The sequence below is a fragment of the Halocynthiibacter sp. SDUM655004 genome (genome assembly GCF_026015885.1).
Classification (GTDB): domain Bacteria; phylum Pseudomonadota; class Alphaproteobacteria; order Rhodobacterales; family Rhodobacteraceae; genus Falsihalocynthiibacter; species Falsihalocynthiibacter halioticoli.
Genome location: NZ_JAPDUG010000002.1, coordinates 795,453 through 811,466, shown reverse-complemented (window position 1 = coordinate 811,466; position 16,014 = coordinate 795,453). Strand labels below are relative to the sequence as shown.

Below are 16,014 nucleotides of genomic sequence, written 5' to 3'. Positions count from 1 at the left end.
AATAGGTTCAATCAAAGGGTTGTGACGCCGTCGAAAAAAATGTTTGCTGATCAAAACGCCTGCTGCACCCTGCTGGCATGCAAGAGAGGGACCACCATGGATCAAGATCGCCAAAACCTCGCTCGCCAATTTATTGAGGCCATTCCATATGCAAAGGCGCTGGACTTGAGACTTGAAGCGATTGACGACGGAGTCGCTGTGATTTCGATGCCGTATGACGAGCGAATGGTGGGCGACCCCTCAACTGGAGTTATTCATGGGGGAGCGGTTTCTGCGCTCATGGATACATGTAGTGGGGCAGCTGTGATGTCGCATCCGACTATGGCGATTGCGACGGCAACAATTGATCTCAGGATCGACTATATGCGCAGCGCCACACCCGGACAGCGGATCAAAACGCGCGCGGAGTGCTATCATGTGACACGCAATGTTGCTTTTGTACGCGCAACAGCTTTTGACGATGACGACGCCAATCCGGTGGCGGCAGCAACCGGCGCCTTTACCGTTGAGCGCGCGAAGGAGGGCAAATCATGAGACGCCCCGCACCAGAACCAGTTCAAGTCGTTAAGCAGCGGCGTGACGCAGCCCTTGGCGCTTTGGTCAAAGGTTTGCCCTTTATCCAGTTTCTCGGCGTCGAGTTTGATCGGCGCGGAGACGAGCTTACGGCTATTCTGCCCTATTCCGAGAAATTGATTGGCAATCCGCTTCTGCCTGCGCTGCATGGTGGGGCGACCGCTGGATTCCTTGAAGTGACGGCGATTATTGGTCTGTCGTGGTCTTACATTTGGGATGATATCGAAAGTGGTAAAATCGATCCCACAAAGGTAACGCCCGAACGCTTGCCACGTATGCCGAAAACGATTGATTTCACGGTTGATTATCTACGCACCGGATTGCCGCGCGATGCTTATGCGCGCGCGCGGGTTAACCGCTCTGGGCGGCGATATGCGAGTGTTCATGTCGAAGCATGGCAAGATAATCGCGCGCGTCTTTTCGCTCAGGCTACAGGACACTTTTTGATGCCAGCCCGCGATGAATGAAGCCACTCCAGAGATCACGCATCGCCGTGTTCTGAATATTTCAATTCCGATTGTTATCTCGAATGCCACTGTACCGTTGCTCGGCATCGTCGATACGGGTGTTGTTGGCCAAATGGGCGAAGCCGCCCCGATCGGTGCTGTGGGGATCGGCGCAGTTATCCTGACGGCGATCTATTGGATTTTCGGGTTCCTGCGCATGGGAACAACCGGCTTGGCCGGACAGGCTATGGGGGCAAAGGATACCGAGGAAACAGTCGCGATCCTAATTCGTGCGCTTCTTATCGCTTTGACTGCGGGCGTTGTGATTATCCTGTTCCAGATGCCACTTTTTGCGGGGGCGTTCCTTGTTTCTCCGGCATCGCCCGAGGTCGAAAGCCTCGCTCGGGAGTATATGCAGATACGGGTTTTCTCGGCGCCAGCAATGATTGCTCTTTATGGGCTTACCGGATGGCTGATTGCGGCAGAGCGCACACGTGCGGTTTTGGCCATTCAGGTCGTTATGAACGGGCTGAATATTGTTCTCGATTTCGTATTTGTCCTTGGATTTGACTGGGGTGTTCAGGGCGTTGCCTTCGCAACCTTCATCGCGGAGTGGAGCGGCTGTGCTCTTGCGCTTTGGTTTTGTCGCGCTGGCTTCAAAGGGACGGCGTGGCGCACCAAATCCAATATATTCGACCCGCAGAAACTCAAGCGGATGATGAGCGTCAACATAGACATCATGATCCGTTCTGTTCTCCTCCAGATGGTGTTTCTATCATTTATGTTCTTCGCGGCCGGACTCGGAGATGTGCCGCTCGCCGCAAATCAAATCTTGATGCAGTTTCTTATGGTTACGGCCTATGCGCTGGACGGGTTTGCCTTCGCGGTAGAGGCGCTTGTGGCGCAAGCGCTGGGTGCAAAATCGCGGGCGAATTTGCGTCGTGCGGTCGTTTTATGTTCGGGGTGGTCATTTGCGGTTTGCGTACTTCTAACACTCGCCTTTGCCATTTTCGGGACAACATTCATCGACCTAATGACGACGGCGGAACCTGTCCGTGCCGAAGCGCGGGTTTATCTGATCTATATGATCCTCGCGCCGCTAACCGGCCTTGGGTCTTGGATTTTGGATGGCGTATTTATTGGCGCGACCCGTACACGCGACATGCGCAACAAGATGTTTCAGTCAGCGATTGTTTATGTGCTCGCCGCGGCGATCCTTGTGCCAGTCTTTGGGAACCACGGGCTCTGGATGTCGCTCTTGATATCTTTTGTTGCCCGCGCGCTTACATTGGCCACGCGTTATCCCGCTCTAGAGCGCGGAGCGGAAGAAGCTGCTTAAAGCCAAGCATCCCGATTGCTGCCAATTGCATCCGCAACGGTCGCAAATCCGTTCTGTTCAAGAAGTTGTTCAAGTCCCTTGGCAATATCGGATACGAGCGAAAATCCTTGATAAACCAACGCGGAGTATAGTTGCACTGCCGAGCCGCCCGCTTGGATTTTTGCGAAAGCGTCTTGAGCGGACGATATCCCACCAACACCAACGAGTGGAATTTCACCGTTAGTGATCTTGGAGAGTTGAGCGAGAATACGCGTGCTTTTTTCAAACAGCGGCGCGCCAGATAATCCGCCGGCTTCATCCTGCCACTTGCTTGGAATACCGTCGCGCGACAGTGTTGTGTTGGTTGCGATGATAGCATCGATCCCAACAGATTTCGCAACCTCAGCGATTTCTTGGAGCTCGCTTTCACTAAGGTCAGGAGCAATTTTGAGTAGGACTTTTGCATTCGGGGCGTGTTCGCCGCGCGCCGCAATGACACCGCTTAAAAGGCTATTCAGCGCCTCTGCCCCTTGAAGGTCGCGCAACTTCTCTGTGTTCGGTGAAGAAACGTTCACGGTAGCAAAATCCACATGTGGTCCACATGCCCGCATCACCTGAGCAAAATCATCCGCACGGTTTTCACTGTCTTTGTTCGCGCCAAGGTTGATGCCAACCGGCGTTATCGGGCGGGCCGCGGCAAGCCGTTCAGCGATCGCATCTTGGCCTTGGTTGTTGAAGCCAAAACGGTTGATAACCGCTTTCTGTTCCGTCAACCGAAATAGCCGTGGCTTTGGATTGCCAGCTTGGGCGCGCGGGGTCGCGGCGCCGACTTCGATGAAACCGAAACCAGCTTTCGATAACGCGTTGACCACCTCAGCGTTTTTATCAAAACCCGCCGCGAGGCCAATCGGGTTAGCCATTTCCATACCGCAAAGATTTGTTGCGAGGCGCGTTCCTCCAACGGGGGCACCGGGAAGTGGAACCAGTCCTTTTTTGAGCGCCGTAATGGTAAGGCCATGAGCCGTTTCGGGATCAAAGGAGTGAAGGGCTTTAAGCCCGACGCGCTCAAGTATGTTCATGGGATCTCATCCGGAAAAAGATGTACGCCATCCAGCTCTTTTAAGGGCGCATGGTGGACGACTTCAGAGAGTTTCAGCTTACGATAAAGATGGGGGAATTTGTCTCCACCTCGGCTCACTTCCCACTTCAGGTCATCACCTAAAGATTCAGTGTCTACGGCCGCAAGGACGAGGCCGGGAATATCGGCAAAATGCTTGGCAACGGTTTCGCGGAGCTGCTCGGCAGTAGAGAAGTGAATAAACCCATCAGAGCGGTCAATCGGCGCGCCCACTGTTTCGCCGCTACCGGCAAGTGCGTTCCATTCTCGAACGCGGAAAACTTTGTAAATCAGCATAGCGAAGGGTTTGCCCTCTGCCAAAGATATGGTCAAGCCCCGCACGTCATTTGAGCATTACAAATGAACTCTATCTCCAGAGCGCGGAACCTTTGACTCTTTGGTCGAATTTCTCCAAGCTGCTTTAATAAAACAACAATGGGAGTGTTTAGATGTTTGCCCGATATTTCACGTCCGCCGCCGTACTGGCTTTGTCTGCTGGTGCAGCAGTCGCGGATTACTCACTGACAATTCTTCATACCAACGATTTCCACGCGCGTTTCGAGCCGATCAGCAAATATGATTCCGGCTGCTCCGCTGAGGATAACACCGAAGGAAAATGTTTTGGTGGTTCTGCACGTCTGGTAACTGCCGTAAATGACGCACGCGCACGTTCGGACAACAGCATCCTTGTAGATGGCGGCGACCAATTCCAAGGCACGCTGTTCTATACCTATTATAAAGGGAAACTCGCTGCCGAGATGATGAACAAACTCGGTTACGACGCAATGACAGTCGGCAACCATGAGTTTGACGATGGCCCTGAAGTTCTGGCCGGATTCATGGATGCGGTGGAATTCCCTGTTTTGATGTCGAACGCCGATGTTTCACAGGAACCTGCACTTGCCGGTAAATTGCCGAAATCGACTGTGATCGAGAAAAATGGCGAGAAGATCGGCCTCATCGGCCTGACACCGCTCGATACGTCTGAGCTTTCAAGCCCTGGTGACAACGTGATTTTTACCGATCCGGTTGACGCCGTTCAGGGCGAAGTTGACAAGCTGACCGAAGAGGGCGTGAACAAGATCATCGTTCTCTCGCACTCCGGTTATAACATTGACCAAAAAGTTGCCGCCGAAACCACTGGCGTTGACGTGATTGTTGGTGGCCACACAAATACGCTGCTGTCGAATACGAATGATCGAGCCGAAGGGCCATATCCGACAATGGTTGGCAATACGGCAATCGTCTCGGCTTATGCCTACGGCAAGTTTCTTGGCGAACTGAACGTGACATTCAACGATGCTGGCGAGATTGTTGAAGCAGTGGGCGAGCCGTTGCTGAACGATGCATCCGTATCGGAGGATTCCGACACTGTTGCGCGGATCATGGAAGCGGCGAAACCTCTTGATGAAATCCGCAACAAAGTCGTTGCAGAAGCCGCAGAAGCGATTGACGGCGCGCGCGAAAACTGCCGGACACAGGAATGCCAGATGGGTAATCTTGTTGCCGATGCGATGCTCGCCCGCGTGAAGGATCAAGGCATTCAGGTTGCTCTTGCTAACGGTGGTGGTCTCCGTGCCAGCATTGATGCCGGTGAAGTCACAATGGGAGAGGTTTATACCGTGCTTCCATTCCAGAATACTCTGGCGACATTCCAGGTTACTGGCGCTGTGCTTAAAGAGGCTTTGGAAAATGCCGTGTTGCAATATGACGACGAGTCCAAAGACGGCCGGTTTGCACAGGTTTCGGGCATGAAATTCACAATCACCGGATCGGAATCAACTGGGAACCGGATTAGTGACGTGATGATCGATATGGGCTCCGGTTTCGAACCGCTTGATCCTGAGAAAACTTATGGCGTCGTTTCAAATAACTTTGTTCGTAGCGGAGGAGATGGCTATAGCATGTTCCGCGACGCAATGAACGCCTATGACTTTGGGCCGGACCTTGCCGAAGTGGTTGCAGAATACCTTGCGGAGGCAGGGCCATATAAGCCTTATCTCGACGGTCGCATCACAGTAAAATAAGCGTCTCTGGCGCAGCGATTTGCAAAACATGAGATGGGGCGCTTCCTTGGTGGAGCGCCCTTTCTGTTTCGGGCCAATTTAAGTTTCGGAGGATACGACATGTGTGGGCGGCTTGCGGTAACTTTGCCGAATGATGCAATGGCGCAAATCTTTGCTGCGTCACCTGCGAATAATCTTCCTGCTGTTCCAAACTATAATGTCTGTCCGACCGTGAACATTCATGCGGTATTTAACGAGGGCGAAGGGCGAAAGCTTGTGCCGATGCGGTGGGGTTTCCTTCCCCACTGGTACAAAAAGCTGAATGATGGCCCACTATTAATCAATGCTCGCGCCGAGACCATTGCGGAGAAGCCAGCATTTCGCGCAGCCTGTCGCGAGCGGCGTTGCTTAATTCCAGCGACAGGGTTTTATGAATGGACCAAAACCGAAGAGGGCGCGCGGCTGCCTTGGTACATCACGCCGAAGGATGGCGAACCCTGTGTGTTTGCCGGAGTTTGGCAAGATTGGGAGAAAGAGGGCGAGCGTATAAGGTCAGTTGCGATAGTTACTACGGGCGCCAACGAAATGATGTCAAACATACACAAACGGATGCCGGTTTCTCTCGAACCTAACGAGTGGGGTCTTTGGCTCGGTGAAGAAGGCAAGGGGGCTGCGCAGCTAATGGTCGCTGCACCAGAAGACAGATTTCAAGCCCACCGCGTTGACCCGAAAGTAAACTCGAACAGAGCAAGCGGCCCCGAGTTGATCGAGCCGATCGAGGACTAAACGTTGGGTCATGCGCCATTTTTTGCCCATCGCTGCGATGTTTTGGGCGAAAAACCGTTCTTTCACTGTGCGGTAAATGACTACCCTTCCGTTCGTCGCGCAATTGATATGAGAGTATTCTTGTAAAATGGATATTTCGTATGGGCACTCACGAACGGCACCTGAAGGTTGAAGAAGCAAAGGCTAATGGGCAGGTTAGCTTTGAAAACGAGATTCCTGCAATCTCGCGGTTCCTCAAGTCTATCAGTCATGAAGGGCGGCTTCAGATTTTGTGCCACTTGTCTTCGGGCGAGAAAACCGTGGGCGAACTTGAAGCTCTACTCGGAGTGCGACAGGCGGCGGTATCGCAGCAGCTTTCGCGGCTTCGAAATGATGGCTTGGTTCAATGCCGCAGGTCCGGAAAATCCATCATTTACAGGCTCAAAAGGCAGGAGTGCTCCGAACAACTCGGAGCACTCCATCATTTTCTCGGTAAAGATCAGGGCTAGGCTTCCACGATCAGCTTTCGTCTTCGACGAACCATTCCCAAGGGCGTGTGTACATCGATAGGGCTTTGCTGATGTCGGTTTCTGTTGCGTCGGTTTTTGATGTGATCTGAGCGACCAACCCACGCTTCTTGCTTTCAATAACTTCGACGACCTTTGCGTTAACCTTGGCCTTAGACAAGGCTGCGTCATAGATGCGCTTGATCGCCATTTTGCGCAGGTCCGGTTTGAATACTTTGCCCACGGCGGTTTTGGGAAGTTCGTCGATGATCTCGATATATTTCGGCCAAGCAGCACGCTCATGTACGTGCGTCTTGCAATATTCGAGAAGTTCCTCGGTCGATACAGAAGCGTCTTCGACAAGCTCGACGTAGGCGCAGGGGATTTCGCCAGAGTGCGCGTCAGGCTGACCAATCGCACCCACGAACCCAACAGCAGGGTGACCTGACAGTGCTTCCTCGATTTCGGCAGGGTCGATATTGTGACCACCACGGATGATGAGGTCTTTTGCACGACCAGTGATCCAGAGGTAACCATCTTCATCCAATCGCCCAAGGTCGCCTGTGCGAAGATAGATATCGTGATGGAAGAGGTCGTGGTTTTTGTCGGCTTCGGTATAGGTCGAGCCTGGGTTGACGCCTGGATTGTAGAGGCAGATTTCGCCAACTTCGTCTTGCGGAGCCTCAACGGGGCCGTCTGGGGTTGCCTGAAGGATTTTAACTTCGGTGTGCGGGAACGGAATGCCGACCGAGCCGATTTTCTTTTCACCGGATGGTGGGTTGCACGACACCAGACAGGTTGCTTCTGTAAGGCCATATCCCTCAACGATGGTAACACCGCTTGCCTCTTCAAATCGGCGGTAGAGTTCAACCGGAAGCGGGGCGGAACCGGAAAACGCCGTCCGAAGTGTTGAGATGTCCGCATCAACTGGGCGCTGCATCAGTGCTGAAATAGCCGTTGGAACGGTGATCATGAATGTGACCTGCCAGCGTTCCACGAGCTTCCAGAAATTGTCGAATACGCCTTCTCCGCGGTAGCCCGCAGGAGTTGGGAAAACAACATGGGCACCAGAGGCGATCGTTGACATTAAGATAGGATGGACAGCGAACACATGGAACAAAGGCAGCGGACAAATCACCACATCCTCATGCGTAAACAGCAACCGCTCCCCAAGCCAGCCGTTGTAGATCATGCCGGAATATTTGTGCTGCGCGACCTTTGGCATACCCGTTGTGCCACCCGTATGGAAATAGGCGGCAACGCGGTCTACTTTGCTGTCTTCAAACGCGAGTTTGTCGGACGGGTGTTTCGCGAGTTCGGTATTGAAATTCAAAACACGAGCTTTGTGCGAAACAGGATTTTTCGGGCGTACTAGCCGCGCGAGCCAGCTTTTTGGTGGGGTAAGATACCGCACCAAGTCGACTTCAAGAACGGTTTCAACATTCGGCGCAAGTTTAACGGCTTCGGCCGCTTTTTGAGCGACTTCGGTCTTAGGGAAAGATTTGAGCGTTACAAGAACCTTCGCGTTGGTTTCGCGGAGGATAGAGCCAATTTGCTCCGCTTCCAGCAGCGGATTAATCGGGTTGGAAATGCCAGCAATCATTCCGCCGAGCAGGGTCACAACCGTTTCGGTTGCATTGGGCATTAGATAGGCAACAACGTCGTTTTCACCGACGCCGAGCGCGCGAAACATATTTGCGGCTTGTACAGATTTTCCGCGCAGATCATTCCACGTGAGCGTCTCTGCAGGGTCTTGAGGGCCAGACATGAGCTGGAACGAAAAGGCGTTGCGGTCGCCATGTTTGTTTGCAGCCGCCGCAACGAATTCATACATGGTCTTCGCGACATCCCGATCTTCCCATTCCGCTTCCGCTTCGATGGTTTCGATGTCTTTGCGCGACGCAAATTTGCTCATGCTTGTCCTCCCAATTCGACAAAAGCGTGATTTAGCCTTTGAGAAAACATGCGGATACTGCGGTGGATGCGCAAGTTTTACGTTGCGAAACCGCCAAGATTATTCTGCGGCAACGCCGTCAGTGAATTGAAGGCGCGCCAAACGTGCATAGAGGCCACCCTGTGCAACAAGGGCGTCATGGGTGCCTTCTGCAACAATTTCGCCGCCATCAAATACCAAGATCCGATCAGCCTTTTTCACAGTCGCAAGGCGATGCGCAACGATCAGAGTGGTTCGGCCCTTTGCCATGTCTTCAACAGCAGCCTGCACAAGTCGTTCGCTTTCGGCATCAAGCGCACTTGTAGCTTCGTCCAACAGCAGAATCGGTGCGTCTCGAAGGATGGCGCGGGCAATGGCGATCCGTTGCTTTTGGCCACCAGAGAGCATCACGCCACGCTCGCCAACTTGGCTGTCGTACCCATCGGGTAGTGCTGACAAAAACTCATGCGCTGCGGCCGCTTTGGCCGCGGCTTCGACTTCTGCATCGGTTGCATCTGGGCGTCCGAAACGAATGTTCTCGCGTGCTGTGGTGCCAAAGATGATCGGGTCCTGCGGCACAAGCGCGATAGCTTCGCGAAAGTCAGTACGTTGCAAATCTTTGAGGTTATACCCATCAATCTGAACCGTGCCGCTGGTTGGATCATAGAACCGTTGCAAAAGCTGGATGACGGTTGACTTCCCCGCGCCGGATGGCCCAACCAGCGCAACTGTCTCGCCTGGTTTGATGGATAGGTTTGCGCCCTTTAGGGCTGCGATATCGGGGCGGGCAGGGTAATGGAATGTAACGTCGTCAAACAGGATCTCGCCGCGAACAGGGCGGGGAAGGGGCTTGGGCTGGTTCGGATCTTCGATCGCATCGGTGGCGTTTAGCAACTCGACAAGTCGTTCTGTTGCGCCCGCTGCGCGTTGCAGCTCTCCCCAAATTTCAGACAGAGCGCCAACGGCGCCGGCAACCATGATCGCGTAGATTAGAAATTCAACAAGTTCGCCCGGCGTGAGCGCTTCGGAACGTACACTTTGGACACCAACCCAAAGCACCCCGACAACACCTGAGAAGATCAAAAGGATCACCAGAATCGTCATAATCGCGCGGGTTTTGATCCGTCTTAGTGCGACCAGATAGGATTTTTCTGAGACATCGGCGAAGGTCTTTGCGGAGATTGCCTCGTGGGTAAAGGCTTGTACAGTTTGAACTGATGAAAGCGCTTCGCTCGCGTTACCGGAGGAATTCGCGATCCAGTCTTGGTTCTCGCGGCTCAGCGTTCGAAGGCGCCGACCAAGGACAACAATCGGAACAATCACGAGCGGTACGCTCAACAAAACAAAACCGGCAAGCTTCGGGCTCGCAAGGATCATCAGGACCATACCGCCGATCAGGATTAGGAAGTTTCGAAGCGCAACAGAAACCGAACTGCCAATGACCGAGAGAATAAGCGTTGTGTCGGTCGTGATCCGGCTTAGGACTTCGCCGGTCATAATCTTCTCGTAGAACTGCGGGCTCATGCCAATCACGCGCGCAAAAACAGCTTTACGAATGTCGGTCACAATGCGTTCGCCAAGGCGCGTTACGAGGTAATAGCGCAAGCCCGTACCAATCGCGAGAATCCACGCAACTGCGAGAGCAGCCGCAAAGTAGCTATCAACGAGTGCGCCGTTGTCTCGTTCGAACTCGTCAATGACGCGCCCCACTGCTGCTGGCAAAACAAGTGAGGTTGCGGCAGTAAGGACAAGCGCAAGCGCGGCAAGCGTTACGAGCCCATAGTAAGGGCGAACAAAGGGCAAAAGGCCAGTGAGTGCCTTTATCTTTTTGGACTTTGCGCGCTCTTCTTCAACTTGAGCCATGCGTGTTCTCCGATAGTCTGGCGTTCCCCTCACATAATCCGCCAGCGCGAGCGCAACAAGCGCTATGTCGTCACGGTCATAAGTTTGGCGCGAACAGTCACCTTACAGCGCAATCAACGTTGTGCAAACGGCGCGCAATACAGGGTAAATTTACAGGGTGGGGAGGTTGGAGCGGGCAGCGGGAATCGAACCCGCATCATCAGCTTGGAAGGCTGAGGTCTTACCATTACACAATGCCCGCGTAACAAGTGATCAACTATTTCATTGGATTTTGGCCGTCAAGGCAAATGCGCAAATTGAAAGTAAGTTTGAGGGAAATTTTGCGTTTGAACCGGCGCGGTAAACTAGAAAACAAGGCGTAATGAACTTTGGGCCAAATTTCTAAAGTGGCCAGAAGAACATGATCGCCGGAACCGCAACGAGAATAACGATTACCTCAAGCAACAAGCCCATCCGCCAGTAATCACCGAACCTATAGTTGCCGGGTCCAAGAATAATCGTGTTGTTCTTGTGCCCGATCGGCGTAAGGAATGCGCAGGAAGAGGCCACCGCAACCCCCATCAGGAACGGGTCTGGGCTTGCGTTAATAGATTGCGCAACAGAAACCGCGATTGGGGCTGCGATCAACGCGGTTGCAACGTTGTTCAGGAAGTCGGAAAGGGTCATTGTTACGATCATCAAAACGGCGAGGATTGCCCATGATGGGAAGACTTGCATCTGGCCGACGATCTGATCGGCAATGAGTTGGCTGCCGCCTGACTCTTCTAACGCGGCGCTTAAGGGAATAAGAGAGGCAAGTAACACAATGACTTTCCACTCTACCAATTCATAGAAATCCTCGCCCCCGACTAGATCAAGGCCGATATAGGCAATCACACAAATGCCGAGTGTGACAGCGAGCGACGTGACGCCAAAGACAGAGAGCGCAATCGCCAAGCCGAATATGGTTATTGCTGCGATTGCTTTTGAGCGCTGAATGACTTCTGTTTTGCGGTTCTCAAGCGGGAGGACACCAAGCCAATTGCACGCGGAGTTTAATCGCTCATCCGGCCCAATCAGCAAAAGCAGATCGCCTGCTTTTATTTCCAGCTTCCGTACGCGATCGCGAAATCGTTTCCCCTCGCGCGAAACGCCAACAAGCGTTACGCCTTGCCGCCCCATGAGGCGGAGATCCATTGTGTTTCGCCCAACAATCTTGGCCCCGTCTGGCACAATCGCTTCGACAAGGCTTAGTGAACCACTGCTTAGGCCCACGTGCTTCTCGGTGCCAACGACATCAAGGTCAGCGGCACCAAGAAAGGTCTCGAATTTCTTCGGATCGCCCTCAATGACGAGGAAATCACCTTTGCGAAGCTCCCTTGTTCTTGAGAAGCCGGGCAAGCGCTTGCCCCCACGTACAAGCCCGAGAATAGTTACATCACTGTCCTGTGCTTTGGGATAAAGCTCCGCGACGGTTAAGCCGATTGATTTTGAACCTTCTTTTACGCGTGCCTCTGCGACGTATAATCCGCCGTCACCTTGCTTCGAAAGCACATCCGGACGCTCAGGAATAAAACGCCAACCGATGAGCGCGACATAGGCAATACCGACAATCGCAACAACAAGACCAACGGGTGTGAAATCAAACATGCCAAAGGCTTCGCCCAGAGCGTCGGCGCGGTATTGTGCGATCACAATGTTCGGCGGGGTGCCGATCAGAGTAATCATACCGCCAAGGATTGTGCCGAAGGATAGGGGCATCAAACTCAAGGAAACAGCGCGCTTTGCCTTGCGCGCCGCGTCAATGTCGAGCGACATAAGGAGCGCGAGCGCTGCGACGTTGTTGATGACCGCAGACAGTGCAGCGCCCACAAGCGCCATGATCGAAATATGCTGCGGTAAAGAACGGTCCGGTTTCATCACCAAACGGGCGATGAGTTCCACCGCGCCCGAATTGATCATGCCGCGCGAAACGATCAGAACAAGCGCAACAATAACAACGGCGGGATGCCCAAACCCCTCGAATGCATGCGAAGGCTCCACGAGCCCGCTTATTGCTGCGATCATAAGAGCGGTGAACGCAACAAGATCGTATCGAAACCGTCCCCAGACGAGAAATCCGAAAAGACAGAAGAACAGAGTGAATAAAGCGATCTGTTCGTAGGTCAAATTCAAGTTCTCCAAATTGCTCAAGTACAAGAGTTGGTGGCAAATAAAATTAGCTCAAATATGTATTATCTGACCCAATAGTCACATGGATTCTGTGTTTTGTGAATAGCGAGCAATCCACGCTGAAGACTTTCACAAATATGCAGCAAATGACAATTGGGCCTAGCGGCGAAAGATAGAGAGCTTGGTTTTCCCCGAACGGAACAAGGTTTGATGCCACCTCCTTTTGTGGTGCGAAGAAAGGAGACGGGCTTCTGCCTCTGGTTTAAACTGCCAGTTCATCTCGCCGATTTTCTGACGTTCTCAATACCGCGCGTTTTACTCAACGAACAGAGCGCGATGTTCTTTGCAATAGGTGACCAACATATCCCGAAACGCACGCAGCTTTGACGCTTTCCAGACATCATCATGCCCGACGACCCAGACATCAGTGTAGGGCCGCGGAGGCAGAACCGGAACTTGTACCAATTCCGCGCTTCCTCGCCCCAGGAACAGTGGCAGTCGAACGACACCCAATCCTGCCTGGGCCGCGCCGACCATCGCGACCATGTCGTTAAAGCGGAATTTTATTCGATTGTTTGGGAACTCTGGCTCAATGTCGTTCGGAAGCCCAGAGTGTTTGGTATAGGCAATCCAGTCGATCATTTCGCTTGGGGCATGTCGGATTCTATCGGCCCATTTTCTACTGGCAAAGCTCGCCGTTTGTTGAATGAGAAGCCGGCGCCCTTTGAGCGTGTCGCCTGGGCTGTTGCTAATGCGGATAGCGAGATCAGCTTCAAGCCGGGTCATGTCCAGAATCTTGTTCGTTGCCAGAATGCGCAGCTCGATCAAAGGATAGGCTTCGCTAAACTGGGCAAGCAATGGTGCAAGGAAATGAGCAATTAGCAGTTGCGGTGCCGTAATTGTCAGGGGACCGCTTAGCTTTGGATCAGCGCCGAGAAGATTGCGTTGAAGTTTAAGGCTTACCTGTTCCATCTCTGTAGCGCCTTCGGCAATAATCCCTGCTGCGGCCGTAGGGACATAGCCGTCCGGTGTCTTCTCAAACAGAAGTGTGCCGAGTGTTTCTTCGATGCGTTTGATGCGCCGCGCAATGGTTGTGTAGTTCACGCCGAGTTCCTGCCCAGCACGCGAAAGCGACTGATGGCGCACCAACATTAAAACAGTTTGATAATCGTCCCAGTTCAGCTTCATGTATGCGTTTTCGCATATATATCATGCATAGGCACGCGTTTTCTCGCGTCCGGTCAAAGCGTAATCTTAACGCACAATAGAAAGGATTTCGTTATGATTTATGCTTATGCAAACCTAAGGGTCACAAACAAAGAGTCGCTTTTGAAGTACCGCGATCTCGCAGGGGAGGCGCTTGCCAAGCATGGCGGCAAGGTCGAAAGCTCTGCAAATCAGTTCACCAAGCTTGATGGATACCCAGAGCTCCCCGATGTCGCTGTCCTATTGAGCTTTCCCGATCGAGACGCGGCAATTGCGTGGGCGGAAGATCCGGAATTGGCGCATGTGCACGAGCTTCGTCGTGGCGCAGGTGTTTCGGAAATCGTCCTGCTTGGCTAAGTCTGTCTAACTTAATTGGCGCGGTTTACGGTGCGAATAATGCAAGCAGCGCCATTTCCAAACTGACTTGGGAAGCGGAATCAAGTCTGAGCAAAACTTCCGCCAAGGCCAACATTTAGGTCTACAAAATCACGCGCTTGATTTCGAACATCAAGCGCGTATGCGTTCTCGTTGTTGAGAAGCGAACGCTCTGCATCCAGCACTTGAAGAAACGAAACCGAACCTTCTGCAAAGCGTCTTTGGGCAATGCTAAGAACTTCTCTGGAGGCAATAACGGCTTCCTTGGACGCCTCGACCGCGATCTGGTGTTGTGAAAGGCCGAAAATCGCATTTCGCACCTCTTCGACCGCAAGGACAACCTCCTTTTCCCAATCCGCCTGCCGTTCCGCAATTAGACCTTTGGCTGTTTCAATTCTTGCCTTCCGGACAGGCAAGTCAAAAATAGGGAGATCAAGCCCCAACCTCAAAAAACCAGCGCCCGGCAAAACTTCCGCACCGCTGACATTCACATTGACGTTTCCAGTCAATACCAGTTGCGGATAAAGGTCTGCTTTCGAAACGCCAAGAAGCGCAACAGATTCAGCTAAACGCTGCTCCGCGCGAACGATATCCGGTCTATTTCGCAATAGGTCCGCGGGAACACCAGTCGAGACGATATGCGATTTGGCGACTGGCTGTGGGGCTTTGACATCAAGGTCTTTTCTGTTCGCAAGTTCGGTCGTGCCAACCAACGCAACAATTCGATTTATTCTCTTTACGAACTCAATTCGTGCTTCAGGAATGTTAGATTGGGTCGAAAGCACGAGAGACCTTGACTGCGCGACTTCGAGGTCAGTTGCATTCCCTTCGTCAGCGAGCTTCAAAGTGGTATCTAATGTTGATTGGCGAGTGTCCAAGACCCTGATCTGTATGCGCAGTAGCTCTTGTGCATAGCGAAGGTCGATATATGCTGCGACAACCTCTTCGACGAACAAGAGCTTCCAAACATCAAGTTCAGCATATGCGGCGTCCAAACGTGCGAATGCCGCCTCGCGCTCACGTTTCAATCTCCCAAATAAATCAATCTTCCAAGATGCTTCAGTTCTTACAAAACCGGTGCGTACAGTGGGGTTTCCTCCTCCGGCGTCGATCTTGGACTCCGCTACTCTTGCATTTCCCGAAATAGGATAGCCCGCACCATCAACGACCCCTTGGGATTGCTGAATTCGTGCTGCGTAGCGTTTTACGTCTAGGTTTTGCTGAAGACCCTGTTCAACGAGCCGATTGATAACGGGGTCGTTGAATGCCTGCCACCATTTGGCATCATTCTTTCGAACAGGTTCTGCCGATTTTCCAGTGAAACTATCTGATAACTTCATCGTTGGCGGAGTAAAATCTTCGCCAGCGGCACAGCCGGTTAACAATAGCGACCCAAGGCCGACCAGAGCGGTTCTTCTGTCCATGTTTGTGTCGCGACTGCCCATCTCGAATCTAATTGTCATTTCTGATTGGAGTGAGATTAGGTCACCCATTCGAACAACTTATTTTAATTGTAGGGCACATTTTGCCCAACAATAAACCTTTTCTGGTTGATACCAGATTTTTCGGGGGACCTGTGACTTGCTGTTATGCTCAAACAGATCTCTTAGTTCAGGGAAAACACGGTTTACGAATGACCATACCGCGTTTTGGTGGCGATTTTTGTTCGACCTGAACAAGCGCTGGACGCAGCAAGATAGGCACTTGCAAGCTAGCGCGCTAGATCGTGGGCCGAACAGCCAGTCGGACAATACG

The 16,014-nt window shown here is 52.6% G+C and carries 14 protein-coding genes and 1 tRNA gene; 7 read left to right on the top strand and 8 right to left on the bottom strand.

Annotation, left to right across the window (positions count from 1 at the left end; genetic code table 11):
* The first annotated feature begins 96 nt into the window (after positions 1–96).
* Genes N9C89_RS11560 through N9C89_RS11550 form a run of 3 tightly spaced genes read left to right on the top strand, consistent with a single transcriptional unit; the run spans position 97 to position 2,358 of the window.
* A complete protein-coding gene (locus tag N9C89_RS11560) occupies positions 97–534 on the top strand; it encodes a PaaI family thioesterase (RefSeq protein WP_263954030.1) in 438 nt (145 codons plus the stop codon).
* Positions 531–1,040 (top strand): PaaI family thioesterase, encoded by a 510-nt coding sequence (locus N9C89_RS11555; RefSeq protein ID WP_263954029.1) that lies wholly within the window; start codon positions 531–533, stop codon positions 1,038–1,040. Before N9C89_RS11560 ends, N9C89_RS11555 begins: the two co-directional genes overlap by 4 nt.
* Entirely contained in the window at positions 1,033–2,358 is a 1,326-nt protein-coding gene (locus N9C89_RS11550) for an MATE family efflux transporter (protein ID WP_263954027.1), read from the top strand. The genes N9C89_RS11555 and N9C89_RS11550 overlap by 8 nt, the downstream gene beginning before the upstream one ends.
* Here N9C89_RS11550 and N9C89_RS11545 read toward each other — a convergent pair.
* On the bottom strand, positions 2,355–3,416 hold the full coding sequence (locus tag N9C89_RS11545) for a quinone-dependent dihydroorotate dehydrogenase (protein WP_263954026.1): 1,062 nt from the start codon (positions 3,414–3,416) through the stop codon (positions 2,355–2,357). The two genes, N9C89_RS11550 and N9C89_RS11545, sit on opposite strands and share 4 nt — an antisense overlap.
* Positions 3,413–3,751 carry a DUF952 domain-containing protein gene (locus N9C89_RS11540; RefSeq protein WP_263954025.1) on the bottom strand — a complete coding sequence of 113 codons (339 nt, stop codon included), beginning with the start codon at positions 3,749–3,751 and terminating at the stop codon, positions 3,413–3,415. Before N9C89_RS11540 ends, N9C89_RS11545 begins: the two co-directional genes overlap by 4 nt.
* A 152-nt stretch (positions 3,752–3,903) precedes the next feature.
* Between N9C89_RS11540 and N9C89_RS11535 the strand changes: the two genes are divergently transcribed.
* The 3 genes from N9C89_RS11535 to N9C89_RS11525 all read left to right on the top strand — a co-directional run bounded on the left by N9C89_RS11535 (position 3,904) and on the right by N9C89_RS11525 (position 6,734).
* A complete protein-coding gene (locus N9C89_RS11535) occupies positions 3,904–5,481 on the top strand; it encodes a bifunctional metallophosphatase/5'-nucleotidase (RefSeq protein WP_263954024.1) in 1,578 nt (525 codons plus the stop codon).
* A gap of 99 nt (positions 5,482–5,580) precedes the next feature.
* Entirely contained in the window at positions 5,581–6,246 is a 666-nt protein-coding gene (locus tag N9C89_RS11530) for an SOS response-associated peptidase (RefSeq protein WP_263954023.1), read from the top strand.
* A 140-nt stretch (positions 6,247–6,386) separates the two neighbouring features.
* The gene (locus N9C89_RS11525) at positions 6,387–6,734 is read left to right on the top strand and encodes an ArsR/SmtB family transcription factor (protein WP_263954022.1); all 348 of its coding nucleotides are present in this window, start codon (positions 6,387–6,389) and stop codon (positions 6,732–6,734) included.
* A 10-nt stretch (positions 6,735–6,744) separates the two neighbouring features.
* Here the strand turns inward: N9C89_RS11525 and N9C89_RS11520 are convergent, their stop codons facing one another.
* The 5 genes from N9C89_RS11520 to N9C89_RS11500 form a co-directional block, all read right to left on the bottom strand.
* Entirely contained in the window at positions 6,745–8,646 is a 1,902-nt protein-coding gene (locus N9C89_RS11520; RefSeq protein WP_263954021.1) for an acyl-CoA synthetase, read from the bottom strand.
* A 99-nt stretch (positions 8,647–8,745) separates the two neighbouring features.
* On the bottom strand, positions 8,746–10,527 hold the full coding sequence (locus N9C89_RS11515) for an ABC transporter transmembrane domain-containing protein (RefSeq protein ID WP_263954020.1): 1,782 nt from the start codon (positions 10,525–10,527) through the stop codon (positions 8,746–8,748).
* 167 nt (positions 10,528–10,694) lie between these two features.
* Positions 10,695–10,768: transfer RNA gene (locus N9C89_RS11510), tRNA-Gly, on the bottom strand.
* A 140-nt stretch (positions 10,769–10,908) separates the two neighbouring features.
* Positions 10,909–12,675: an SLC13 family permease gene (locus N9C89_RS11505; protein ID WP_263954019.1), complete on the bottom strand. Its 1,767-nt coding sequence runs from the start codon at positions 12,673–12,675 to the stop codon at positions 10,909–10,911.
* Positions 12,676–12,993: 318 nt separating this feature from the next.
* Entirely contained in the window at positions 12,994–13,866 is an 873-nt protein-coding gene (locus N9C89_RS11500) for a LysR family transcriptional regulator (RefSeq protein WP_263954018.1), read from the bottom strand.
* A gap of 93 nt (positions 13,867–13,959) precedes the next feature.
* Here N9C89_RS11500 and N9C89_RS11495 point away from each other — a divergent pair, with 93 nt between their 5' ends.
* Positions 13,960–14,241, top strand: coding sequence for a DUF1330 domain-containing protein (locus N9C89_RS11495; RefSeq protein WP_263954017.1), 282 nt, complete (start codon positions 13,960–13,962; stop codon positions 14,239–14,241).
* 80 nt (positions 14,242–14,321) lie between these two features.
* Here the strand turns inward: N9C89_RS11495 and N9C89_RS11490 are convergent, their stop codons facing one another.
* On the bottom strand, positions 14,322–15,683 hold the full coding sequence (locus N9C89_RS11490) for an efflux transporter outer membrane subunit (RefSeq protein ID WP_263954016.1): 1,362 nt from the start codon (positions 15,681–15,683) through the stop codon (positions 14,322–14,324).
* Between the last annotated feature and the right edge of the window lie 331 nt (positions 15,684–16,014).

Bases quoted from the DNA above. Each gene is read 5' to 3' on its own strand.
- N9C89_RS11535 (WP_263954024.1), top strand. From the start codon at position 3,904: ATGTTTGCCCGATATTTCACGTCCGCCGCCGTACTGGCTTTGTCTGCT.
- N9C89_RS11555 (WP_263954029.1), top strand. From the start codon at position 531: ATGAGACGCCCCGCACCAGAACCAGTTCAAGTCGTTAAGCAGCGGCGT.
- N9C89_RS11495 (WP_263954017.1), top strand. From the start codon at position 13,960: ATGATTTATGCTTATGCAAACCTAAGGGTCACAAACAAAGAGTCGCTT.
- N9C89_RS11520 (WP_263954021.1), bottom strand. From the start codon at position 8,646: ATGAGCAAATTTGCGTCGCGCAAAGACATCGAAACCATCGAAGCGGAA.
- N9C89_RS11545 (WP_263954026.1), bottom strand. From the start codon at position 3,416: ATGAACATACTTGAGCGCGTCGGGCTTAAAGCCCTTCACTCCTTTGAT.
- N9C89_RS11540 (WP_263954025.1), bottom strand. From the start codon at position 3,751: ATGCTGATTTACAAAGTTTTCCGCGTTCGAGAATGGAACGCACTTGCC.
- N9C89_RS11560 (WP_263954030.1), top strand. From the start codon at position 97: ATGGATCAAGATCGCCAAAACCTCGCTCGCCAATTTATTGAGGCCATT.
- N9C89_RS11530 (WP_263954023.1), top strand. From the start codon at position 5,581: ATGTGTGGGCGGCTTGCGGTAACTTTGCCGAATGATGCAATGGCGCAA.
- N9C89_RS11500 (WP_263954018.1), bottom strand. From the start codon at position 13,866: ATGAAGCTGAACTGGGACGATTATCAAACTGTTTTAATGTTGGTGCGC.
- N9C89_RS11490 (WP_263954016.1), bottom strand. From the start codon at position 15,683: ATGGACAGAAGAACCGCTCTGGTCGGCCTTGGGTCGCTATTGTTAACC.
- N9C89_RS11550 (WP_263954027.1), top strand. From the start codon at position 1,033: ATGAATGAAGCCACTCCAGAGATCACGCATCGCCGTGTTCTGAATATT.
- N9C89_RS11515 (WP_263954020.1), bottom strand. From the start codon at position 10,527: ATGGCTCAAGTTGAAGAAGAGCGCGCAAAGTCCAAAAAGATAAAGGCA.
- N9C89_RS11525 (WP_263954022.1), top strand. From the start codon at position 6,387: ATGGGCACTCACGAACGGCACCTGAAGGTTGAAGAAGCAAAGGCTAAT.